This window comes from Kibdelosporangium phytohabitans (assembly GCF_001302585.1).
GTDB lineage: Bacteria > Actinomycetota > Actinomycetes > Mycobacteriales > Pseudonocardiaceae > Kibdelosporangium > Kibdelosporangium phytohabitans.
In genome coordinates this window covers 2,835,156-2,857,635 of the sequence record NZ_CP012752.1, presented here as the reverse complement: position 1 = coordinate 2,857,635, position 22,480 = coordinate 2,835,156, and the positions used below count along the sequence as shown (strand labels likewise).

At 68.0% G+C, this 22,480-nt stretch carries 19 protein-coding genes and 1 pseudogene; 13 read left to right on the top strand and 7 right to left on the bottom strand.

From position 1 onward, the window contains the following. Nucleotides 1-16: 16 nt before the first annotated feature. Together AOZ06_RS13335 and AOZ06_RS13330 are read right to left on the bottom strand one after the other, a co-directional pair. A complete protein-coding gene (locus AOZ06_RS13335; protein ID WP_054289670.1) occupies nt 17-949 on the bottom strand; it encodes an LLM class F420-dependent oxidoreductase in 933 nt (310 codons plus the stop codon). Between the two features lie 14 nt (nt 950-963). Beyond that, nucleotides 964-1,557 (bottom strand): TetR/AcrR family transcriptional regulator, encoded by a 594-nt coding sequence (locus AOZ06_RS13330; RefSeq protein ID WP_054289669.1) that lies wholly within the window; start codon nt 1,555-1,557, stop codon nt 964-966. Between the two features lie 182 nt (nt 1,558-1,739). Between AOZ06_RS13330 and AOZ06_RS13325 the strand changes: the two genes are divergently transcribed. Both AOZ06_RS13325 and AOZ06_RS13320 read left to right on the top strand, forming a co-directional pair. After that, a complete protein-coding gene (locus AOZ06_RS13325; RefSeq protein ID WP_054289668.1) occupies nt 1,740-2,240 on the top strand; it encodes a hypothetical protein in 501 nt (166 codons plus the stop codon). A 19-nt stretch (nt 2,241-2,259) separates the two neighbouring features. Further along, nucleotides 2,260-3,168 (top strand): oxidoreductase, encoded by a 909-nt coding sequence (locus AOZ06_RS13320; RefSeq protein ID WP_054289667.1) that lies wholly within the window; start codon nt 2,260-2,262, stop codon nt 3,166-3,168. Here the strand turns inward: AOZ06_RS13320 and AOZ06_RS13315 are convergent. From AOZ06_RS13315 to AOZ06_RS13305, 3 genes are all read right to left on the bottom strand, one after another. Then, complete coding sequence (locus tag AOZ06_RS13315; protein ID WP_236952201.1) at nt 3,152-5,710, bottom strand: M14 family zinc carboxypeptidase; 2,559 nt, start codon at nt 5,708-5,710, stop codon at nt 3,152-3,154. The two genes, AOZ06_RS13320 and AOZ06_RS13315, sit on opposite strands and share 17 nt — an antisense overlap. Nucleotides 5,711-5,773: 63 nt before the next feature. After that, nucleotides 5,774-6,007: an alpha/beta hydrolase gene (locus AOZ06_RS13310; protein ID WP_054289666.1), complete on the bottom strand. Its 234-nt coding sequence runs from the start codon at nt 6,005-6,007 to the stop codon at nt 5,774-5,776. Beyond that, complete coding sequence (locus tag AOZ06_RS13305; protein ID WP_054289665.1) at nt 5,998-7,188, bottom strand: alpha/beta fold hydrolase; 1,191 nt, start codon at nt 7,186-7,188, stop codon at nt 5,998-6,000. The genes AOZ06_RS13310 and AOZ06_RS13305 overlap by 10 nt, the downstream gene beginning before the upstream one ends. A gap of 135 nt (nt 7,189-7,323) precedes the next feature. Between AOZ06_RS13305 and lipA the strand changes: the two genes are divergently transcribed. Both lipA and AOZ06_RS13295 read left to right on the top strand, forming a co-directional pair. After that, entirely contained in the window at nt 7,324-8,325 is a 1,002-nt protein-coding gene (gene lipA / locus AOZ06_RS13300; protein WP_054289664.1) for a lipoyl synthase, read from the top strand. Nucleotides 8,326-8,426: 101 nt separating this feature from the next. Next, on the top strand, nt 8,427-9,122 hold the full coding sequence (locus AOZ06_RS13295; RefSeq protein WP_054289663.1) for a DedA family protein: 696 nt from the start codon (nt 8,427-8,429) through the stop codon (nt 9,120-9,122). 12 nt (nt 9,123-9,134) lie between these two features. Here the strand turns inward: AOZ06_RS13295 and AOZ06_RS13290 are convergent, their stop codons facing one another. Next, on the bottom strand, nt 9,135-10,172 hold the full coding sequence (locus AOZ06_RS13290; RefSeq protein WP_054289662.1) for a saccharopine dehydrogenase family protein: 1,038 nt from the start codon (nt 10,170-10,172) through the stop codon (nt 9,135-9,137). Nucleotides 10,173-10,222: 50 nt separating this feature from the next. Between AOZ06_RS13290 and AOZ06_RS13285 the strand changes: the two genes are divergently transcribed. Next, entirely contained in the window at nt 10,223-11,386 is a 1,164-nt protein-coding gene (locus AOZ06_RS13285; RefSeq protein ID WP_054289661.1) for a GNAT family N-acetyltransferase, read from the top strand. A gap of 55 nt (nt 11,387-11,441) precedes the next feature. On the opposite strand, the gene AOZ06_RS13280 is transcribed toward AOZ06_RS13285, so the two are convergent. Further along, nucleotides 11,442-15,839 carry a S8 family serine peptidase gene (locus AOZ06_RS13280; RefSeq protein ID WP_169798913.1) on the bottom strand — a complete coding sequence of 1,466 codons (4,398 nt, stop codon included), beginning with the start codon at nt 15,837-15,839 and terminating at the stop codon, nt 11,442-11,444. A gap of 186 nt (nt 15,840-16,025) precedes the next feature. On the opposite strand from AOZ06_RS13280, the gene AOZ06_RS13275 reads away from it, so the two are divergent. The 8 genes and pseudogenes from AOZ06_RS13275 (at nt 16,026) to AOZ06_RS53830 (ending at nt 22,480) form a co-directional block, all read left to right on the top strand. Then, nucleotides 16,026-17,000 carry a helix-turn-helix domain-containing protein gene (locus AOZ06_RS13275; RefSeq protein ID WP_054289659.1) on the top strand — a complete coding sequence of 325 codons (975 nt, stop codon included), beginning with the start codon at nt 16,026-16,028 and terminating at the stop codon, nt 16,998-17,000. Nucleotides 17,001-17,053: 53 nt separating this feature from the next. Further along, entirely contained in the window at nt 17,054-17,560 is a 507-nt protein-coding gene (locus tag AOZ06_RS62025) for a PQQ-dependent sugar dehydrogenase (RefSeq protein WP_417999950.1), read from the top strand. After that, nucleotides 17,518-19,029 (top strand): PKD domain-containing protein, encoded by a 1,512-nt coding sequence (locus tag AOZ06_RS13270; protein ID WP_157232997.1) that lies wholly within the window; start codon nt 17,518-17,520, stop codon nt 19,027-19,029. Before AOZ06_RS62025 ends, AOZ06_RS13270 begins: the two co-directional genes overlap by 43 nt. Beyond that, nucleotides 18,951-19,331, top strand: a complete 381-nt coding sequence (locus AOZ06_RS62020) for a LamG domain-containing protein (protein ID WP_225954838.1) — start codon at nt 18,951-18,953, stop codon at nt 19,329-19,331. The genes AOZ06_RS13270 and AOZ06_RS62020 overlap by 79 nt, the downstream gene beginning before the upstream one ends. A 423-nt stretch (nt 19,332-19,754) precedes the next feature. Continuing rightward, entirely contained in the window at nt 19,755-20,585 is an 831-nt protein-coding gene (locus AOZ06_RS13265) for a helix-turn-helix domain-containing protein (RefSeq protein ID WP_054289657.1), read from the top strand. Continuing rightward, complete coding sequence (locus AOZ06_RS62015) at nt 20,582-20,683, top strand: DUF397 domain-containing protein (RefSeq protein ID WP_083471659.1); 102 nt, start codon at nt 20,582-20,584, stop codon at nt 20,681-20,683. Before AOZ06_RS13265 ends, AOZ06_RS62015 begins: the two co-directional genes overlap by 4 nt. A 651-nt stretch (nt 20,684-21,334) precedes the next feature. After that, a pseudogene (locus AOZ06_RS13260) lies at nt 21,335-21,781 on the top strand (peptidase M20); the annotation flags it as partial. Between the two features lie 159 nt (nt 21,782-21,940). Further along, nucleotides 21,941-22,480 (top strand): GNAT family N-acetyltransferase, encoded by a 540-nt coding sequence (locus tag AOZ06_RS53830; RefSeq protein ID WP_054289655.1) that lies wholly within the window; start codon nt 21,941-21,943, stop codon nt 22,478-22,480.

Below are 22,480 nucleotides of genomic sequence, written 5' to 3'. Positions count from 1 at the left end.
TCGCTCGATCGGGGCCTCACAGCTGTGGCGCGACCTCCGCGGCGATCAGTTCGAGGTGGTCGAGGTCGTTGAGGTCGAGCACCTGCAGGTAGATCCGGCTGATGCCGGTCTGCTCGCGCCACTGCCCGATCCGGTCGACGACCTCGGCCGGGGTCCCGGCCAGCCCGTTGCGCTTGAGTTCGGCGACGTCCCGGCCGATCACGGCCGCCCGCCGCGCCACCTGGGCGTCGTCCCAGCCGACGCAGACGACCTGCGCGACGGAGCGGACCATGCCCGCGGGGTCCCGGCCGATCGCCCGGCAGGCGGCGTCGACGCGCTCGTACTGCGCGGCGGCCAGGTCCGCGGTGGTGAACGGCAGGTTGAACTCGTCGGCGAACCGCGCGGCCAGCGCCGGGGTGCGTTTGGTTCCCCGGCCGCCGACGATCACCGGCGGGCGGGGCCGCTGCGCCGGTTTCGGCAGCGCGGGCGAGTCGGTGACCTGGTAGTGCTTGCCCGCGTAGCTGAACTTCTCGTGCAGCGGGGTGGTCCACAGCCCGGTGATCACTTCGAGCTGTTCGGTGTAGATGTCGAACCGGTCGCCGAGCGCGGGGAACGGGATGCCGTACGCGGCGTGTTCCTCCTCGTACCAGCCGCTGCCGATGCCGAACTCGACGCGCCCGCCGGACATCTCGTCGACTTGGGCGACGGTGACGGCGAGTGGTCCCGGTAGCCGGAACGTCGCCGCGCTCATCAGCGTGCCCAGCCGGACGCGGCTGGTCTGCACGGCGAGGCCGGCGAGCGTGGCCCACGCGTCGGTCGGGCCGGGCAGCCCGTCGACCGTGCCCAGCTTGAGGTAGTGGTCGGAGCGGAAGAACCCGTCGTAGCCGGCGTCCTCGGCGGCACGTGCGACCTTCAGCAGGTCGCTGTAGTGCGCACCCTGCTGCGGTTCGGTGAAGATCCTCAGTTCCACGCGTCCAACGTAACTCAGTGGTCGCGCCGGATCCCATCGATCATGTGGATCAGGACGGTGAACACCTCGGCGCTGGCCTTCTTCGGGTCGCTCGCCTCGGCGATGATCTGCGCACCGGCGGCCAGCGAGGCGTGCATCATCCGGGCGGTGGCCTCCAGCGGGACGTCGCCGAGTTCGCCCTCGCCGATCAACTGGTCGAGCATGCTGCGCACGATGCCGTAGCTGTACTGCTCCTCGGCCTCGCGCCAGCGCTCGAAGCCCATCGCGATCGGCGCCTCGCGGATGACGAGCCGCTGGTAGGTGGGGTCCAGGCAGACCTTGATGAATTCCTGCACGCCTTCGAGCGCGCGTTCCCACGGCGCGCCCTCGCCTTCGACCGATTTGTTCAGCTGGGCCGACGCGCGGCTGGACACCTTGTTGAACGCGGCCTCGAACAGCGCCTGTTTGCCGCTGAAGTGGTGGTAGAGCGCGCCTTTGGTGACGCGGGCGCGCTTGACGATCGCGTCGAGCGAAGTGGACGCGTACCCGTTCTTGGTGAACAGGTCGATGGCGGAGTCGACCAAGGCCTCCTTGGTGGATTCCGAGTAGTCCGTTCGCCGCGACCGCATTATCGACATCCTCACAACAGTACGACATACCGATGGTACGTACTCGTGGTATGTTGACCGCGTCGGCACATACCGAGGGTATGCCGCAAACCGGCGGTATGACCCAGGTCACGAGCTCAGGAGGGGACTCGGGACCGGACGAAGCGTGTGCCGTTGGCCTGACAAGGCTGGAGGGAACAGACGTGAGCTGGAACGACTACTACGAGCGACGCAACGCGATCGACTCGGTTCTGGTCCGGGCCGGGAAGAACCCAGGCGGACCGCTGCCCGAGTCACCGGCATTCGCCGGCCCGGCGCAGCTGCTTCTGGCCATGCACTACCGGTGGACGATGAAGCTCACCGGCAGGCTGAGCACGGTCCTGTCCGAGGCGGACAGCGACCCGTCGGTCGACCTGGTCGACGCGATCTCCGACGCGTGGCGGCAGGTCGTCGCCGACAACCCGACCTTGTACGCGGTGCTCGAGGCGCACGCCGACCGCTACGGGGAACTGCGGCCGCAACGGCAAGCCGAGCGGCGCACGCTCGCACTGGCTGCCGGGCTGGCCGAGCACCACGAACCCGTCGAAGAGATCACCCGCGTGGGAGCGGCTTTCCAGACGCTGCTCCAGACGGCCGCCGAGCAGCCAGCTCGCCGGTGCAGCGTGGTGGAACAACTCCTTCGCAGGCTCGTGGCAAGCGCCTGATACGGCCTATATTCGCCGGATGGCGCACTGGTCAGAGGCTGACATCCCCGATCAGACCGGCCGCACCGCGTTGGTCACCGGCGCCAATTCCGGCCTCGGCCTGCGCAGTGCCAAGGTCCTCGCCGGGATGGGGGCACGGGTGCTCGTCGCGTCCCGAGACCCCGAACGCGGCCGCGGGGCCGTCGCCGCCGTCGGGCGCAACGCCGAACTGGTCGAACTGGACCTGGCCGACCTCGCCTCCGTTCGCAAAGCCGCGACGCGGGTGCGGGAACTGACCGGCGACAAGCTCGACATCCTGATGAACAACGCGGGCGTGATGGGGACGCCGTTCAGCAGGACCGCGGACGGTTTCGAAACGCAGTTCGGCGTGAACCACCTGGGGCACGCGGCGTTGACGTGGTTGCTGATGCCCGCGATCAAGAACGGCCGGGTGGTCACCGTGACCAGCCTGGCCGCCCGCGCCCAGGGACTGGACCTCGACGACCCGAACTTCGAGCGCCGCCGCTACTCGATCGCCACCGGCTACAGCCAGTCCAAGCTGGCGAACCTGATCTTCATGGTCGAACTGGGCCGCCGCGCCGAAGCCGCGGGCCTGACCCTGGTCAGCACGGGCGGCCACCCAGGGATGGCCGCCACGAACCTGGTCGGCAACTCCGTCCGGCTGCGGGACCGCAGCATCCCCGGCGAGATCCTGGACTGGGGCATGCGCCGCGTCCTGCCGTCGGCAGCGGCCGGTGCCCTGCCCCAGTTGTACGCGGCGACCGCGCCGGACGTGCGCAACGGCGACTTCTTCGGTCCGAAGTGGGCGCTGGAGCTGTTCGGGCCACCGGTGAAAGTACGGCTGAGAGCCGCCGCCACGAACGAAACGCTCGGGCGGCGGCTCTGGGACGTCACTGCCGAACTGACCGGTGTCACACCGGATTTCTAGTGGCAGACCAGTAAACAGCGTTGGCCACCTGTGCGTACAGCCCCTTGGGGTGTGCGCGGAACAACGGTTCGGTGCCGAACATGACCACCTTGGCGCCACGTTCGTCCGTGCCCGAGACCACCACGGCCTGACCGCCGGCCGCAGCCGGACCGCCGGATCCGTCCTCGTTGGCCCGCCAGTGCCCCGCTGCCAACGGGTTGCCCGTGGCGTACCGCTGTTGCACGGTCACGCCCGCGCCCAGCCCGGTGAACCACTGCGGTGAGTACACAAAGGACTGCGGCAGCGCGTCGGCTCCGATGGGCCCGGTCCCGTTGGTGACGTTGACGGTCCCGTTCGCGTCACCGCGTCCGGCGACCGCTGTCACCTCCAGCAGTTTGGCGTCGGCGTTGAACTTGGATCCCGTGGCACCACGGGTGATCACGCCACCGCGCGCCGCGAAGGCGTCCACCGCTGCCTTCGCCGCCGCGTTGAGCTGGTCGTAGCGCAGCCCGGACGACACCACCAGAACGTCCACCCGGGACAGGTCGAAACCGTCGTTCAACGTCGCCGTGGACACCGGGCGAACCTCGAAGCCCATGTCGCGCAAGGCGAACAGCTCGTCGCTGCCGACCGCAGCCGCCAGCGTCGGCCGGCGCAGCACCACGCCCGCCTCGCCTGCGGGAGCGAGACCGAAGCGCACGCCGTACCGTTCCGCCACCTGCAGAGCGGCCACGCGAGCCGACGCCGGGACGACCACGGAGCCGTTGGTCCGGCGCTTGAGCTCGATGCCACGCCCCAGCAGGTCGTTGACCGCCGACGCGTCCTTGCCGTCCCGCACGGTGATCGCCAGGTCCTGGCCGGGGCCCGCGTCCACGCCACCGGTCGGCGACGCGGCGACCACCGGCCTGCTCGGCACCCGCGGGTCGCCGCCCTGGACGATGTCCACGGAAGCGCCCCACAGCTGGCGGTGGCTCCAGCCGGAGATGTCGTACATGACCTCGGCGTTGGCCGACACGTCCCGGCCCTGCTCCAGCATCACGTTGGCCAGCGCCCGCTTGGGCTGGTGCATGTCCACGACGTACGACCCGGCCGGGTATGTCCGGCCCGCCAGCGAGAACGGCCGTTCCGCCTGACGGACGCGGACGTCGTGCGCGACGAGCTGGTCGACCAGGCGCGCGGCGGCCGCACCTGAGCGCTGCGTGGCACCGGCGGGGATGACGTAGGCACGCGGGAACTTGGTCGTGAACCGGTCCTCCGGCCCGAACCCGGGCACGAAACCGTCCGGGATGTGGCGCTGCGCCTCACCGGCCGCGCCACGCCGGAAGATCTCGATCTGGTTGGCGACCAGCGACTGCCGGTTGTCCTGCACGTACGCGAGGCTGGCCTTCATGCTCGCCTCGGACACGTCGGTGTTGATCGCCGAGCGGCGGCGCAGCTCGGTCTCCGGGAGGTTGTAGGCGTCGTTGTTGACGCGCTGCGGGATCTCGATGGTGTACGAGACCGCGCCGTGGAACATCGAGTACTGAGCCGTGTAGATCGGCGCCCAGCCGTCCCATTCGCCGGACGGGTAGTCGCGGAACGGGATCTGCGTGTTCTGCGCCTCGGGGTAGCCCAGTGCCTTCACGGCCTTCTCGATGTTCAGGCCGTTGGCGTAGCCGTGCTTGATGAACAGGTCGAAGTCGTAGTTCTGGCCGTGCGGCGGGCCGGTCGGCTCGATCAGCGTGCCGTCGACGTAGCCGTGTTCGTCGAGCATCAGCACCGGCTGGACCGTCTTGACGATGTCGCGCATCGCGATGCCCTCCGGCTGCGTGGAGGTGACGAAGTCGCGGTTGAGGTCGAAGCCGTTGGCGTTGGCGCGGGTGCCGAGGTTGCGGCCGTCCGGGTTGGCCGTGACGTTGAAGTAGACCCTGCTGTGCGACAACAGGTCCAGCGCCTTGCGGTCCCGGGTGGTGGCCAGGTACTCGATCTGCCGCAGCGCGGCGTCGGTGCCCTCCCACTCGTTGCCGTGGATGTTGTTGTTGATCCAGACCGGCGTCTTGTACTCCCGCGCGAGCCCGCGGTCGCGGGCGGCCGACGCGGGGTCGTTCTCGATCTGGTCGCGCCAGCGTTCCTGCTGCCGGGTCTCCGACGCCCGCTCCGGCGAGGTCAGCGTGACGAGGTAGAGGTCACGGCCGAGGCCGGACTGCCCGACCACCTCGACCGAGATCCGGTTGCTGCGCGCCTGCAACGCGTTGAGCTTCGGAGCGATCCCGTGGTACGGCGTCAGGCCCAGTTTGATGGACTTGTCAGCGGGATCCTCGGGGTAGACCCGCAACTGCGTGGTGCGCGGGTAGCCCTCCCGTGACCCGGGCTTGTTGCCGGCCAACGCGGAACGGTTCGCGACCGACGGCGGATCCACCGCCGCGACCTCGTTGCGTTCCGGGCCGTTGCCCGGCTCCTCCCCCTTGGGTGACCTCGATGGGGCCGCCGCCGCGGACGGAGCCAGCGTGATCACCATGAGCAGCGACAACGCCGAAGCGGCGATGGATGTGACAACCGGTCTGCCAACCGGACGTTTCTGCACGAAAAGCACCTCCCAGTGGACTGGGGTAGTCAGTCAACTGGGAGGTGCCCGTGTCAACCCTCGTCAGAAGGGGAGCTGCCGCTGCCGCGGCTTCCCCGCCGCCTCGGCCGACGTCCCAGCGGCGGGACCGCACTGGACGTCGGTGGCCGGGAGCTTGCCGTTGACCAGCAACTCCGTGCCGATGGTGTCCACGCACTCGTTCTCGGTCCCCAGGTACGTGCCGTGCCCAGCCTGGTCGGCGGTGACCGGCCTCGCCCGGCTTCCCAGCGCCGCCCGCAGGTTCTGCGTCAGCAACACGTTGCTCGGGCCACGGTCGGTGATCTCGACGGCCGGCTCGATCGGCTTGGGCCAGAACGCGCACGGCGGGATGTTCGACGGCATCCCGTTGGTCGCCGGGTACTTCGCCTGGTCGGCCAGCACCTGGGTCTGGTACAGCGAGATGTCGCGCGGGTACGGAGCGTCGCCGCACACGACACCGAAGAACGTGGCCACGAACTCCTGGGGGAGCAAGTAGTTCGTGAAAGGCCCGGTCTCGCCGCTTGCAACACCTCGGCCGGCCGCGGGTAGTCGGCGGTGCCGTACAGGCCGTACCGGGCGAAACCGCGCAACCCGTTGCCGGTCATCTCCTTGACGGACTGGGTGTCCAGCTTGTCGGCCAACGTCAGGTACGTGTCGCTGACCGCCTCCCGCGTCGCGCCGAGACCGTACGTGGAGTGCCGTCGCGCGGCCCGCGTGGCGAAGTCGTCGAAGTTCTCCTCGCCGGACGGGCCCCGGTGGCGCCACTGGCCACGCCAGACGCCACGCGGATCCACGACGCTGTCCAGCACGAACCTGTCGGACTGGTGCGGGAACATCGTCGTGTACACCGCACCGAGATAGGCCCCGCCCGAGACGCCGAAGTACGAGATCTTCCGCTCTCCCAACGCGAGGCGGATGCGAACCATGTCCCGCGCGGTGTTCGCCGTGGTGATGTACGGCAACCGGTCAACAGCGTGCTCGAAACACCGCTTGGCGACCTCGCGCGCGTAGGCGACGGACTCGGCGATGCCGCTGCCCCCGTCCGCCGGGTACGTGAGCATCTTGGTCTGTTCGAGCTGCCCGTCGTCGAGCCGGCAGCTGTTCGGTGTGCTGTTTCCGGTTCCCCGCGGGTCGAAACCGATCAGGTCGTGGGCATCGGTCAGGCCCATGGGCGCCCACTCGCCGATCCGCAGCGGCATGCCGCGCCCGCTGGCGCCAGGACCTCCCGGGTTGAGCAGCAGCACGCCCCGCCTGGCGGCCGGATCGGCCGATCTCTTGCGCGACACCGCGATGTCGATCTTGGCCGCGTTGGGTTCCCGGTAGTCCAGCGGCACGCTGAGGGTGCTGCACTCCAACGGTGATCCGTCGCACGGCCGCCAGACGAGTCCGGTCGCGCCCGCCGTAGTGGCCGGAATCACGACTGCTCCCGAAACCAGCACGCTCACAACGAACAACCTCATACGCAGTGCTCCATGAAGTCGTGGGCCTGACGGGGAAAGCTGTCATCGATGATCCAACCGAGACCGGCTTCGGGGGCACAGGAAGCGGGAGTGGCGCGTTTCGGACAGGTCCGGACGAGGCGTAACCTCTGAGCTGTGACTGTGGCGCCTGAGGGACGAAAGCTGCTGCGTGTGGAGGTCCGCAACAGCCAGACCCCGATCGAGAAGAAGCCGCCGTGGATCAAGACCAAGGCGCGGATGGGCCCGGAGTACACCGAGCTCAAAGCCCTGGTCCGGCGGGAAGGCCTGCACACGGTGTGCGAGGAGGCCGGTTGTCCCAACATCTACGAGTGCTGGGAGGACCGCGAGGCCACGTTCCTCATCGGCGGCGACCAGTGCACGCGGCGCTGCGACTTCTGCCAGATCGACACCGGCAAACCGGCGGCGCTGGACCGCGAGGAGCCCCGCAAGGTCGCCGAATCGGTTCAGGCGATGGGCCTGCGGTACTCGACCGTCACCGGAGTCGCTCGTGACGACCTGGCGGACGGCGGTGCCTGGCTGTACGCCGAGACGGTCCGCCAGATCCACACCATGAACCCCGGCACCGGCGTCGAACTGCTGATCCCGGACTTCAACGCCGAACCGGACCAGTTGGCCGAGGTGTTCGGCTCGCGGCCGGAGGTGCTCGCGCACAACCTGGAGACCGTGCCGCGGATCTTCAAGCGGATCCGGCCGGGCTTCCGCTACGAGCGATCCCTCGATGTGATCACCAAGGCCCGCGAGGCCGGCCTGGTGACCAAGTCGAACCTGATCCTCGGCATGGGCGAGACGCCGGAAGAGGTCACCGAGGCGCTGCGCGACCTGCACGAGGCGGGCACGGACATCGTGACCATCACCCAGTACCTGCGCCCGTCGCCCCGGCACCACCCGATCGACCGGTGGGTCAAGCCCGAGGAGTTCGTGCAGCACAAAGAGGCAGCCGAGGAGATCGGGTTCGCGGGCGTGATGGCCGGGCCGCTGGTGCGTTCCTCGTACCGCGCGGGACGGCTCTACGCCCAGGCCATGGCCCACCGCGGCGAGACCGTGCCGGAGAACCTGGCGCACCTGGCCGAGCAGGGTCCCGCGAGCCAGGAGATCGGGTCGCTGCTTTCCCGGTAGGGTGGACGCCATCAACCGGGGGACGTTTCGTGGAACCAGCACGCTTGCCTGTACGTCTCTCATGGGCATAACCGCCCGAGTACCGGAGAGGGACGAATCCAGTGGCCTTGGTGAGCGACGTTCTCGACTGGCTGGCGCAGCTGCCGCAACCCGCGCTCGTCGGCGCGACCGGCGGGCTGATCCTGCTGGAATGCACCATCGGCCTGGGCTTCATCGCCCCTGGCGAGGCCGGGCTGCTGATCGCGTCGACCACGGTGTCGGCCGGGCCGGAAGGCTTCTCGCTGTCCCGGTTCCTGGTCCTGTGGGCCGTGGTCACGGTGGCGGCGGCGTGCGGTGACTCGATCGGGTACGCCATCGGCAAGCGGTTCGGGCCGTCGCTGCGCGAGACGAAGCTGATCCAGAAGTACGGCGCGGAAGGCTGGGACAAGACCACCGGCATCCTGCGCAAACGCGGGGCGTGGGCGGTGTTCTTCGGCCGCTGGCTGCCGGTGGTGCGCACGCTGATGCCCGCCGCCGCCGGTACCGCGGGCCTGCCGTACCGCAAGTTCCTGCCCGCCGCGGTGCTCGGCGCGGCCTCGTGGTCGCTGGCGCACATCTCGATCGGCGCGTCGCTGGGCGCGGCGGCCAAGCAGATCGAGAAGTACCTCAACACCGGTGGCCTGGTCGTGGTCGCGGCGCTCGTGCTCGGCGGGTTCATCGTGTTCACCCTCCGCAAGCGCAAGAAGGCGAAGGCCAAGGCGCTCGCCGCGGCGCTGGCCGCCGAGCCGAAGCCCGAGCCCGCCGCCGAGTCGGCCTGATCCGCTGCTCCGCTATGACGTGACGGTGACCGCCCCGGCGGTCACCCCGTCCAATGTGCGCACGAACCCGGCCCCGAACGCGGTGGCCGGGGTGTGCGAACCGGGTTCCACGCCGCCGATCTCGGTCGCGATCCGCACGACGGCGTCCGCGGTGATGTCGTAGGAGTTGGGCGTGACCAGTGTCGCGGTCGCGGTGCGGCCGGAGCTGTCGCGTGCCTCGCCCCAGAACTCTGCGCGGCTGCCCGCCCGGCGCTTCTCCCCCGGCCCGGCGATCAGGCCGACGAGTTTCTTGCCGATCCGCTGCGCCACGTCGGTGCGCATCACGGGCGCGGAGAACCGCTGTGCCCGGCTGACCAGTCCGGCGGGCAGTCCGACCGCCATGTAGTTGGTGATGTTCGGGATGCCGGTCGACCGGTACGCGGTGGCCACATCGCCCCACGGCAACGAGATCACGCCACGCGTGCCCGACGGGAACGCGGCGCTCGCTGTGGAGTGTCCAACCGGGACAGTCACCAGTCTGCCGTCCTTGCGGACCTGCCCGCCGACGGCCATTCCCTCGACGGTGGTCTTCAACGTGCCCGGGCTGAACCCGCCGCCCGCGATGAACGCCAGCTTCAACGACGTGGCTCCCGGCAGCGCCTCGGCCAGCGTGGCAGCCAGGCAGTCGCTGGGCACCACGTCGAACCCGGCACCGGGCAGCAGCACGACACCGGCTTCGGCGGCCTCGTCGGAGCGCGTGAAGATCTCCTCGAACACGCCGATCTCCCCGGTGATGTCGAGGTAGTGCGTCTTCGACGCCAGGCACGCGTCCACCATCGGGCGGGCCGTGGCGGAGAACGGACCGGCGCAGTGCGCGACCGCGTCGATGCCCGCGAGCCCGTCCTCGGCGTGCTCCAGCCCGAAGATCCGGTGCTCGAGGCCCAGTTCGGCGGCCAGTTCCCTGACTTCGGGGCTGCGCCCGGCCAGCACGGGACGCTCGCCACGGGCGACCGCGAGACGCGCGACGAGCTTGCCGGTATAGCCGTTGGCGCCGTACACCATCCACGTCATACCGAAGATGTTACCGCCGAGTAGGCACCGCCGCAGATAGGTTGGACGACATGGGAATTCGCCGCATCTCCGCAGACCAGGCCGACCTCCGCACGATCGAGTACGCCTTCGCCCAGTCGCCGATGCCCGCGGACGCTCGCGCGAAGTGGACGGAGGCGATGTCGTACAACACCGACAGCGTCGTGCTGATCAGCGAGGAGGACGGCGTCTCGGTCACCGAGGCCTCCGCGGTTCGCCTGCGCCAGAACATCCGCGGCACGGTGTACGCGATGGCGGGCATCGCGGGCGTGGCCGCGCAGCCCCAGGTCCGCCGCCGCGGCTACATCCGGGAACTGCTGACGGAACTGCTCGGCCAGATGCGCGAGGAGGGCCACGCGGTCAGTGTGCTCTACCCGTTCCGGGCGTCGTTCTACGCCAAGTTCGGGTACGTCGGCATGCCGAAACCACGCTTCGCCCGGTTCGACCCGACCGGGCTGAGCGACCTGCGCGCGCTGGAACTGGACGGCGAGACCGAGTGGCAGCAGATCAGCGCCGGGTATCCGCTCTACCGCGGCCTCAACGAGCGCCTGCTGACCCAGCGGCACGGTTTCGCGGTGTTCCCCGAGTCGCGGGACGTGCGCATCAGGGACCGCGACGAACACTGGCTCGTCACGGCGAAATCGGGTGGCGAGGTGATCGGCGCGGCCGCGTACCGCATCGACAGGGACGGCGGCAACGCCATCCTGCACGCCGACAGCTTCCTGCACGCCGGCCCGCTCGGCCGGTCGTTGCTGCTGCGGTTCTTCGCCATGCACGCCGACCACATGCAGGAGATCGTGGTGCCGGTCGCGCCGGACGAGTTCCCCGAACTGTGGGCCACCGACCTCACCGGGCCCATCGAGGTCAAACCACTGGCCGGGCACGCGCCGATGGGCCGCGTGTTGTCGGTCGAGGCGCTCGAGGGCATGGCCGTCGGGCCCGGCAGGATCGGCGTCGAGATCGTCGACGACCCGTTCATCGCCGGGAAGTACGTACTGGACGGCACATCCGGCCGGTTGGAGATCACACCGGGCGCCCCGGAGGTCACGCTCACCTCCGCCGGGTTCGCCGGACTGGTCTACGGCGTGCTCAGCCCCGAGGAGATCGTGCTGCGCGGCCTCGGCACGATCCCCGACCAAGCCGGCCTGGCCACGCTGTTCCCACGCCAAGTGCCATACGTCTTCGCCGCCTTCTAAAAGCTCGTGAGTGGTTAGTCCGGTTAGAACCGGACTAACCACTCACGAGGCTTGTCTAGGGTGTCGTGCGGTCCGGCCGCTCGGTCACCCGGACGCCGTTGACGATCGGCGCACCCGCCCGCGAGACGAAGCGGATGTTGAGCTGACCGTCGTCGACCTGGACGTTCTGCGACGTGGCCAGTGCGGCGAAGCCACCGACCTCACCGGCGACGTCCAGCGCGGGCGTGACCAGCTTGCCCTCGATGATCACGTCGAACAGCCGGGTGTTCGGATCGGCCCAGCCGAGCTCGGCGTAGTTCAGCTCGACCTGGTAGACCCCCTTGCCCAGCCCGTCGAACCGGTACTCGTAGGCACCTTCCCGCTGGGTCTGGTACAGGGACTGCTCGGCGGTCCCGGAGATCGCCTCGGCCGTGCTCACCGGCTTCGAGGACTGGCCGAGCCAGCCCGCCCCGCCGGTGGAGTACGCCTGGTCCGGGCTCCACGTGTCACCGAGCTTGTCGACGCCACCGTTGCCACCCGAGTCGAACCCGACCCGGGTCTTGGGCACGACCACCTTGATCGGGATCCCGATCGTGGATCGCTTGGCGGCGTCGGTGACCAGGAAGATGGTCGCGCCGTGCACACCAGGCTTGAGGTTGGTCGCGTCGATGGTCAGCTCGACCTGCTGCCCACCGCCCGCCACCAGGCTGCCCGAGGTGACGCTCTCGCTGAGCCACGGCACGTCGGCGTACGACGGGATCGGCGACTCCACCAGCGTGGCCTTGCTCTTGCCCGCCAGCTGCGAGACGACCCACAGGTTCCCGGCGTCGTCCAGCTCGAGACCGGCACCGGAGAACGTGGTCGTGGCCTCCGGGTCGGCCAGCGTGGTGACCGTGGCACAGGTGTCCGGGTTCACCGCCGCGATCGTGTCGGTGGACGAGTTGGTGGACACCCACAGCACGCCACGCGGCGAGTACGCCAGTCCGGCGATCCCGGACAGGGTCGTGGCCGGTCGGCACTGGCTGACCAGCGCGCCCGGGTCCGGGTAGGACAGACCCTTGACCTTGTAGATGACGCCCTCGTTCCAGCCGCCGATGTAGAACGTGTCGTCGTCGGCGCGGTACGCCAGACCCCGCTGCGAGATCGAGGTCCACGGGCTGCCGGTGATGGTCGTGACCAGCGCACCGGTCTGCGGGTTGAGGCACTTGATCCCGTAGTCGCCGCCGACGGTGACCTGGCAGACCAGGTTGCGGCCCGGCACGTAGGTCAGGTCAGCGGGCCACCCGCCGAAGTTCGACGGGAACTGCTGGCCGAACACGCCCTCGGTGGAGTACCTGGCGACGGCCTGGGTGGCCGCCGTCGAGTCGGATACCCACACGTTGCCCGCGTTGTAGCCCGCACCCCAGCCCTTGCCGAGTTCGTTGACGGTGAAGGACTTCAGCACGTCGCCCGCGGCGGCCGGAGTGGCCCTGCTGACGTCGGCGGTGTCGAGCCCGACCGCTGTGCGGGCGTTCGGGTCGTAGCCCTTCACCCCCCTGGCCTTGGCCGCCTGGGAAGCCGTGGGCTCACCGGCAGTGCCGCCGGCGACCTCCTTGAACTCCCAGTTGCCCGTGGCCGAACCGGTGTTGCGGACGGTCACCGTGCGCTTGCGGGTCTCCCCCGCGGGCACGACGACTTCCAGCCCGGCCGGGTTGGCCTCGAACAGCGGCGCCTTCAAAGTGAAGTCCTTGGTCAGGACGACGCCTTCGGAGCCGATCGTGAGGTTGGCCCGTTCGGTCTCGTAGCCGCGCTGGCTGGCGACCGCGGTGAAGCTGCCCAGCGCCACCTCGGCCTGGTAGAAACCGGTCGAGTCGGCGACCGCACTGACGGTCTTGCCCGCGCGCTGCAACGCGATCGCGCCGCCGGACAGCGGCTGCTTGTCGTTGGCGTCGACGACGATGCCGCGGACCAGCCCGGTGTTCGGCACACGCGCCGAGATGGCGGTGCTGTCGGACAGGTGGGCTTTCTTGACCGAGTACGGCAGCGCCACCGAGCCGGTCTCGTTCTCGAGGCCGACCGTGGCGCCCGCGCCGGACTCCGCCGCGCTGGCCGGGTCGATCCCCTTGTACTGCACCTGGATCCGGCCACCCTCGGTGAGGATCAGCTCGACCGACAGGCGGCTGCCCGGCGCCGACTTCACCGTGACGTCACGCCATTCCACGATGTACCGGCGGTTGGGCGCCGCGCCGTCGGCCGACGTGCGGACGCTCGCCTGCGCGTCCACCACCAGGTCGTCCCAGAAGGCGTAGATCGCGCCGTTCGGGGCGGCCGGTGCCGGGATCGCGCCACCGGGTGCGCCGGTCCCGGCGAACGCCAGGTACCCGTCGGTGTGCACCGCGGCGGTCTTGTACGTCTTGCCGTAGAACGTGACCGGGAACGGCAGGGTGACGTTCGCCGAGGCGTTGTCACCGGTCAGCTGCAACGCGGTGGCCGCGTCGACCCACGACGGCGCGACGTGCCGCGGTGTGTAGCCGTAACCGTCGACCTTGGGCTCCAGCGAGAAGTCCGCGGTGACGTTGCCGCTGACGTTCACGCTCTTGCGTTGCGTCTGCAGCCAACGGCCGTAGTCGGCGACGACCTCGTAGGTGCCCGCGGGCACGCTCAACGAGTACGCCCCGGCGTTGTCGGTCTTCACCGCGGCGACCGCGGTGTTGGCGATGGAGACCTCGGCGCCGCTGAGCGCGGAGCCGTCCGACGCCTTGACCACGCCCTTGATCGTGTAGCTCGGCGCGGCGGGCAGGTCGAAGTCGGCCGCGGCCGTCTTGCCCTCGGCCACGGTGACCTTCTGGTCCTTGGTGACCAGGCCGAACTTGCTCGCCTTGACGGTGTACTCGCCGACCGGGGCGCGGTCGAGCGTGAACTTGCCGTCCGTGCCGGTGGTCTTGACCGCCGAAGTCGGACCGGTGATCTCGATCTTCACGCCATCGGCGGGCTTGCCCGCGCTGACGACCGTTCCCGCGATGCCACCTGTCGGGCCGCGCGGGGCCTTCTCGACCGACGCGAAGGTGTCCAGCTTGCCTTCGCCCCAGACGTTGTTGTTCTCGGTCGTGCCACCGCACTGCGTGCTGGCGGTGTCCACAGCGGTCTGGTTCAGCAGCGCCTTGGTGGCGTTGATGTCACCGGCGAGCGAGGGCGACGCCGACCACAGCAGCGCGACCGCACCGGCCACGTGCGGCGAGGCCATCGATGTCCCGCTGAACGAGCCATAGCCGCCGTTGGCGACCGACGAGCGGACCGCCGAACCGGGCGCGGCGATGTTGGGCTTGACGATGCCGCCGCTGCCGGGGCCGCGCGACGAGAACGACGAGATGGCGTTGTTGATGTCGAACGAACCGGCCGAATAGGACTCGGGGTAGTCGCCGGGCGAGCCGGAGCTGTTGCAGCCCAGCGCGCCGTTGTTGCCGTTGGAGAACGCCGGGAAGATGCCCGCGGCGATCCACGCCTTCACCGTCGGCAGGTACCACGCGTCACCCCCGCCGCCACCCCACGAGTTGTTCACCACGTCCGGCGCGAGGTCCGGCCGCGGGTTCTGTCCATTCAGGTCGGTCGGGGCCACGACCCACTGGCCCGAGGACAGCAGCGCGGTGTCCGAGCAGCTGTTGGCCTCGCAGCCCTTCGCCGCGATCCACTTGGCGCTCGGCGCGACACCGACCTGGTTGGTGCCGCCGTCGTCACCGACCATGGTGCCCATCGTGTGCGTACCGTGATTGTTGTTGTCACACGGAGCGAGCGACGGGTTGCCGCAGACCTTCGACGGGTCGAACCAGTTGTAGTTGTGGTCGAAGGTGCCGTCGCCCTTGTTCCCGCGGTACTTGCCCACCAGAGCGGGATGCGTGTACTGGACGCCCGTGTCGATGTTGGCCACGACGACGTTCTCGCCCCGTACCGAGAAGTCCGACCACACCTTGTTGGCCCGCACCCGGTCGATGTTCCACTCGACCGCGTTGACCTGAGCCAGCTGCTCGGCCGGTGCCGGCTCGGGCACGGCGTGGGTGCGCTCGGGCAGGATCTGCTTGACCTCAGGCCGCGCGGCGATCTCGTCGACCAGCGCGGCGTCCCCAGTCACCTTGAGGGTGTTGACGATCCAGAACGGGGTGAACTCCGCACCCCGCGCGGTGAGCAGCTCACGCAGCCCTGCCTGCGTGCTGTCCGCGTGCGAGGTCAGCGCGGAGTACACGTCCGCGGTCCGCTGGGTGCCCGCCCTGCCCGTGGCGGTCACCGAGTTGAAGTTGGCAGCCGAGTTCAGCAGGACGAAGAACGTGGTGGAACCGTTCCTCGTCAACGACTTCTCGACGGCGTCATCGATCTTGGCAGCCGCGTTGGCCTGCCCGGCCGCATCGGTGCCACTGTTCGGACCAGTGGAACCGAAGGCGTGCGTGGAGAAAACAGTAGCGAGGGCGAAGGCGAGCACGGCTACCAGAGCCGCTCTGATCAACCCGCCACTCCGTCTACTTGTGGACATAACACTCCTGTCTGTAACACGGAGGATCTTCCGGATTGTGTGCAGTCGGATACGCTGCGCTCCATGCCCGACGGTGGCGGACTGATGACATGGCGTGATTCCGTCACATTCCTCCCCCGCGCAACGACGTAGCTGGAAAAGAACCAACTAGGGGGTCGCATGCTCGAGGTCGCCGGCTTGACCGCCACCGAGGAGACCGCTTACCGCGCACTGCTCCGCCTGACCGCCGCGACCGACATCGAACTGGCAAGCGAACTGGGAACCAGCACCCTCCAGGCCGCGGAAATGCTGCTGTCACTGGAGAATCGCGGAATGGTGACGGTCGTGCCCGGCAGCGCGAGACGCTACCGGCCCGCCCCGCCGGACCTGGCATTCGGACCACTCGTGCGCAGCCGGGAGCAGGAACTGCGGGAGATCCGCGCCCGGATCACGGTGCTGACCGACGAGTACCGCAGCACCACTGCCCCGACCGGGTTCGCCGAAGTGGTGCACGGCGCCGGCGCGATCGCTCAGCGTGTGGACCAGTTGCGCCGCAACGCCACCAAGGAGGTCCGCGACCTGGTCAAGCCGCCAGTCGTGGCGCCCGGCGCGACGGACGGCGACGCAGAGTACGACGTGCGCACCGACGGCGTGCGGTTCCGGGTGATATACGACCGGGAACTGCTTTTGCTGCCAGGCGATCCGTACCGGGTCTCGGAGGCGGTCGGCCGCGGCGAGGAGGCCAGGATCGCGGCCGACCTGCCGCTCAAGCTCGCCATCGCCGACGACGACCGCGCGCTCGTCCCGGTGTCGCAGACGCGACCGGACGACGAGCCGACCGCGGTTCTGTTGCACCCCAGCGGCTTGCTCGACGCGTTGATCGCCTTGTTCGAAACGCTGTGGCAGTCCTCGACGCCGGTCCTCGTCGGCGCCAACGGCGAGCTGGACGAGAGCACCGCCGACGGCGAGCCGGCCGACGGCGACATGCGACTGCTGTCGTTACTCCTGGCTGGCCTGACCGACCAGTCGATCGCCGCGCAGCTGGGCCTGAGCACCCGAACGGTGCAACGGCGGTTACACGACCTGATCAAGATCACCGGTGTCCGTACTCGCGTCCAGCTGATCTGGCAAGCCACCAAACGCGGCTGGATCTAGTTCCCAGTTTTCAACTCGCTGGCACGTAACGAAACCCGCACTTGTGGCGCTTGGTGGCACATGCGGCCCAAGTGGAGGCCCTTCGCACTCGTGCTCGGGCTCGCGCCACTGGTTGTGATCGCCGCGACCGCACCCCAGGCGTCGGCGCTGCCAACGGGTTTCACCGAGCAGACCATCCTCCGCGACCTCGAACAGCCGACGTCAGTGGACTTCAGCGGGACGGCCGGGTCTTCGTCGCCGAGAAAAGCGGTGTCGTCAAGGTCTTCGACGGCCTCGGCGACACCACGCCGTCGGTGTTCGCCGACATGCGCACGAAGGTCTACAACGAACTCGACCGGGGCATGATGGGTATCGCTCTGGCCCCAGGCTTCCCAACCGACCCATCAGTCTACGTGCCGCACGCACCCGGCGCGGCAATCGGCGCAACGGCACCACGCTGGGTAAGCCCAACGCGACCAGCGACTCGTGCCCGAACCCGCCGGGCGCCACCGGCGACGGCTGTGTCATTTCGGGGCTTTTGTCCAGATTGGATGTGGTCACCGGCACCGAGCAGGTGCTGATCGAGGACTGGTGCCAGCAGTACCCCAGCCACTCCGTCGGCGACCTGGAGTTCGGGCCGGACGGCTACCTGTACGCCAGCGCCGGTGACGACACGGGTCTCGTGTCCGCGGACTACGGACAAGCCGGGAGTCCCAGGAACCCCTGCGGCGACCCGCCTGTTCCGGTCGGTGGAACGCAGACCGCACCGACCGCCGAGGGCGGCGCCTTGCGCTCGCAGGACTACCAGACCACGGGTGGTCCGACCGGTCTCGACGGCACTGTCATCCGGATCGCCAGCCCGATCGACGGCACGGTCGACAACTTCGGCTGGCCGTGCATGGAGGGCAACCAGCCCAACGGCGGCTACAACTTCGGGTTGAACATGTGCGAACGGATCTACAGCGAGGCCGTGCCGCACACGCCACCGCATTTCACCTATCACCACAGCGATCCCGTGATCCCGGGTGACGGGTGTGAGACCGAGGTCGGCTCGTCGGTGTCCGGTGCCGCCTTCTACAACGGCGATTCCCATCCGGCGCAGTACAAGGGCACGCTGTTCTTCGCCGACTACAGCAGGCGGTGCGTCTGGGCGATGTTCCCCGGCACCGGCGGCGTCCCGGATCCCGCGACCCGGATCGCGTTCAGGAACAACGCGTTCGCCGTCGACCTCGAGATCGGGCCGAACGGTGGTCTGTTCTATGTGGACATCGCGGCTGGAGAGGTCCGCCGGGTGCGGTACAACTCCGGGAACCAGCCCCAGGTCGCTTCCATCACGGCGTCACCGGCCCAGGGATCGCTGCCGTTGACGGTGTCGTTCAGCGCGGCGGCGGCCAACGACCCCGAGGGCGCAGCCCTGTCGTACGCGTGGGACCTCGACGGTGACGGCAACTTCGACGACGGCACAGGCCCAGCCGCCGCACGGACCTACAGGGCAGCGAAGGTGTACAACGTTTCCGTACGGGCCAGCGATCCCGGTGGGTTGAGCGACGTCGTCTCGAAACGGATCTTCGCGGGGACGACACCGCCGACAGTGAACATCACGACCCCGGTGGCAGCGTGGGCCGTCGGCGACACGGTGAGTTTCAACGGGACAGCGCTGGACGCGCGACACCGTTGGCAACACAGTGAATTCGGCCGCGGTATCGGTCACGGTCAACAACACCGGGCCTCCCGGGCCGGTCGCCGCGTACAACTTCAACGAAGGATCCGGCGCCGTCCTGAACGTGCGAATCGGCAAGGGCCACAACGGAACCATCTCCGGCGCCGCATGGTCGGCCGCTGTGAACACGGGCGGGCCTTGTCGTTCGACGGGGTCGACGACGTGGTCACCGTGGCGGATTCGAACCTCTTGGACCTGACCAACGGGATGACCCTGGAGGCCTGGATACGCCCGAACACCGCCGTGACCGGTTGGCGTACTTTCATGAAGGAACGTACGGACGGTTTGTCGTACGCGCTTTACGGCGACAACGCAGCTTCTCAGCCGTAGGGTGGATACGGGTCGGCTCGGCTGACCGGAACGTCAACAGTATGGGTGCCATAGCTGCCAACACATGGACTCATCTCGCCGTGACCTATGACACGACCACGATTCGCTTGCACGTCAACGGTGTACAGGTCTCGTCGGTCGCAAGCACGGGAACCCTCGCGGTGTCGGGAAATCCGCTTCGGCTCGGCGGAAACTTGATCTGGGGCGAGTACTTCTCCGGACTTGCCGACGATGTCCGTGTGTACAACAGGGTTTTGACGACCGCCGAAGTCGCCTCGGGCCGGGCGACTCGTGTTTCCTAGTCACACCAACCATTTCTGTCGGACTTTGCCGAGACCCGATAGAGTGAAGCCCAGGAAAAACCCAAGACATCCAAACCCCGGTCAAAGTAACTTGAAACCATGCCTCAAGTTACCGAACCCCCAAGCCGGAACAGCAACCGAACGCCGGTCGCCCGGCCGACCGCACCCGGGCAACGGCCGCACCGAACCCTGCCAGGCATCGAGGCCGCCCGACCGCGATCGGCAATCCGCGCCTCGCCGCAGGCAGCACTCCCGGTTGATCCTGATCGACGTGACCCCCTGGTTCGCCGCACCGGATTACGTCGATCCCACACGGCGCAATCATTGACCCGGCAGGAAATCCGACGTCAGGTTTCCGAAACGCCACACGTCACCCCACTCACAGCCCACCGAAGCCCCGTGGTCACCGCCGGGAGATCGACCATGACCGAGGACAACAACCGCTCGACCTACCTACGCCGGAGGCTGGGCGCGAAGCTGCGCCGCATGAGAGAAGACGCCGGGCTGACGTTGAAGGAAGCAGCGCCCCTGTTGGACAAGAAGAGAAGTGCGCTGCAGAGGATCGAGTCCGGCGAGACAAGGGCAGACGTGCACCTGGTCAGAACACTGATGGACGAGTACAACCAGTACGACCCGGACCTGGTGGACGAAGTAAGAGAAGCGAACAAGACACCGTGGTACACGGCCTACGGAATCAAGAACGCCGCCTACTTCGACGTGGAAGCAGTGGCCTGCCAGATAAGCCAGTTCCTGGTGATCGACCTCCCAGGACTCCTGCAAACACCCGCCTACATGCGAGCGCTCTTCAGTGCCCGACCACACTGGGTAGAGCTCGAACCAAGCATGAAAGCAAGGATGTGCCGACAGAAGCGGCTCACCAGCGAGGAATGGCCACTGCAACTACACACCATCGTGTGCGAAGCAGCACTGCGCCGCAAGCTCGGTCCGCCGGAATTGATGCGCGAGCAGTTGCGCCACCTCATCAAAATGTCCGAGCTCCCAACGGTAACCCTTCAGGTGATGCTGACAGCAGGTGACTGCTACGTACCCAACGCACCCATCACCGTGCTGACCTTCCCCAACCCAGAAGACCCGCCATACCTATACGTCGAGCACCCCACAGGCTCCCTGCAAACAGAGGACCCCGCTCAGGTAGAGGAAGCCAACCTCATACTCGGACAGTTGCGAATCAACGCCCTCAACCCAACCGACTCGGTCGCCTTCATCGAGGAGCTACTGAGGACCCAACAATGAACCCAACCTGGCAAAAGAGCAGCCACAGCAACAATCACACCAAGTGCGTCGAAATCGCCTCCTCCTCTTCCTCCTTACCTCCCCTCCGTTTAGCGTGAGACAAGCTTGCTTGACCGGGACGCCCTCATCGGCCAGTTCGGCCACGAGGGCGAACCGGGCTTTGGGGGCACCACCTGCTCGACTGCGGCGGCGGCTTTGCGCACGATCTTGACCTCGTTCGCCAGCTCGATGATTCGCGCTCTGACTCGGGCCAACGCGGCAGACTCGATCGCCTCGGGACTCAGCGAGGCCAGTCCCGGCCGATCATGTCCTGGTGTTTCCATCGGTAGAGGCAGGACTGCGCGATGCCCAGCGACGCGGCCACATCCAGCACCGGCCGCCCAGCTCGACCAGGTCCGGCGCACGTCGCCGAAACTCCGGCGGATAAGGCTTCGGCACGACGAGCTATCTCCTTCGACAAGATCGTCGAACCGTGTCACTCCCAACCTCCGTGCCCGTCAAAAGGGGACAACAATGACGGATATACGTTCACCGGGTCTCCCTGGCGAGGAACCCCTTGGCCCACTTGAGGGTCGCTGTCGCCGCAACCGGCGGTTCTCGCCCCGCAATGCCGCCAACTTCGCCTTCTCCTCGCTGGTGGTCCCTTCACGGGTACCTGCGTCGATGTCGGTGCTCATCCCACCGCCGCACCGACTCTGCCAGGTCGAAATCTTTCGCGACCTGCTGAGCCGATCGGGCACCCCAGCCGCACAAACTCCGCAATCTCAGCCTTGAACTCCGGCATGCCCGAGCCGCTCGACGCGGGCAACGTGCTGCGGCCGTTCACCACGCTGTCGCTGAGCTTCCGGCTGCCGCCGACCGCCGGGGCGACCGCGGCCCTCGAGCAGTTGAAGCAGGCGCTGACCACCGACGTCCCCTACGGCGCACAGGTCGAGCTGACCCGTTCCGACCTGGCCGACGGCTGGGACGCGCCGGAGCTGGCGCCGTGGCTGCGGACCACTTTGGACGACGTGAGCACGACGGTGTTCGACGCGCCATGGGGCACCGTGGGCCTCGGCGGCTCGATCCCGTTCATGGGCCTGCTGGCCACGACCTACCCGGCGGCCCAGTTCCTGGTCACGGGCGCGGTCGGCTCGGACAGCAACATCCACGTGCCCGACGAGTGGCTGCACCTCAGCCAGGCCGCGCGCGTGACGTCAACACCGCCGTGTCCACCGCTACTTACTCACAGACCCCAACAGGAAATCACCCAGCCCGGGAACGGGAACAGGAACACACCGTCCTTTATCGTCGGTGTCCGCCAAAAACGGGGCAACTCCAGTCTGCTTGGCTGGTGGTGAGGATAAGCTCGGTGCATGGTGGACTGGGTACGCCTCCGACTGGACGTGGACAAGTTCAACGACGAGGAATTCACCCCGTACCTCCGGCGAGCACACGAGGCAGGCATCGAGCTCAGGACGATGGCCAACCTCGGCGATACCGCCGAACACCGACGCGAGCTCTACGAACTCAACAAGACGTGCTCGGCCGACATCCCGGACCGGGGAGAGTTCTCCACCTACGACGAATACCTCAGCCAACGCATCGACGTACCTACCTTCGATCCACGCGGAGTAGTCCTCGCAATCCATGAGAGAACCTGGATCGGAATGTCGGCAACCTCGTTGAGCCCGACTGAAGGATGGGCGTTCAGCGAGATGACCGGCATCCTCCCGCCCTGTCGCGGACAGGGATTGTCGCTGGCGTTGAAGTTGCAGGCGATCCGCTTCGTCCGCTCCGCTGGCTACCGCCGGCTCGTCGCGTTTCACCATCCCCGCAACACCTCCGCGATCGCCATGAACCGACGCCTCGGCTTCATCGACCAACCCAGCCACGACGACTCAACGAAACCCTGA

What these genes read in the sequence shown, in the direction of transcription:
- AOZ06_RS13330 (WP_054289669.1), bottom strand. Translation starts at nt 1,557, where the DNA reads ATGCGGTCGCGGCGAACGGACTACTCGGAATCCACCAAGGAGGCCTTG.
- AOZ06_RS13320 (WP_054289667.1), top strand. Translation starts at nt 2,260, where the DNA reads ATGGCGCACTGGTCAGAGGCTGACATCCCCGATCAGACCGGCCGCACC.
- AOZ06_RS13305 (WP_054289665.1), bottom strand. Translation starts at nt 7,188, where the DNA reads ATGAGGTTGTTCGTTGTGAGCGTGCTGGTTTCGGGAGCAGTCGTGATT.
- AOZ06_RS13290 (WP_054289662.1), bottom strand. Translation starts at nt 10,172, where the DNA reads ATGACGTGGATGGTGTACGGCGCCAACGGCTATACCGGCAAGCTCGTC.
- AOZ06_RS13285 (WP_054289661.1), top strand. Translation starts at nt 10,223, where the DNA reads ATGGGAATTCGCCGCATCTCCGCAGACCAGGCCGACCTCCGCACGATC.
- AOZ06_RS13275 (WP_054289659.1), top strand. Translation starts at nt 16,026, where the DNA reads ATGCTCGAGGTCGCCGGCTTGACCGCCACCGAGGAGACCGCTTACCGC.
- AOZ06_RS13265 (WP_054289657.1), top strand. Translation starts at nt 19,755, where the DNA reads ATGACCGAGGACAACAACCGCTCGACCTACCTACGCCGGAGGCTGGGC.
- AOZ06_RS62015 (WP_083471659.1), top strand. Translation starts at nt 20,582, where the DNA reads ATGAACCCAACCTGGCAAAAGAGCAGCCACAGCAACAATCACACCAAG.
- AOZ06_RS53830 (WP_054289655.1), top strand. Translation starts at nt 21,941, where the DNA reads ATGGTGGACTGGGTACGCCTCCGACTGGACGTGGACAAGTTCAACGAC.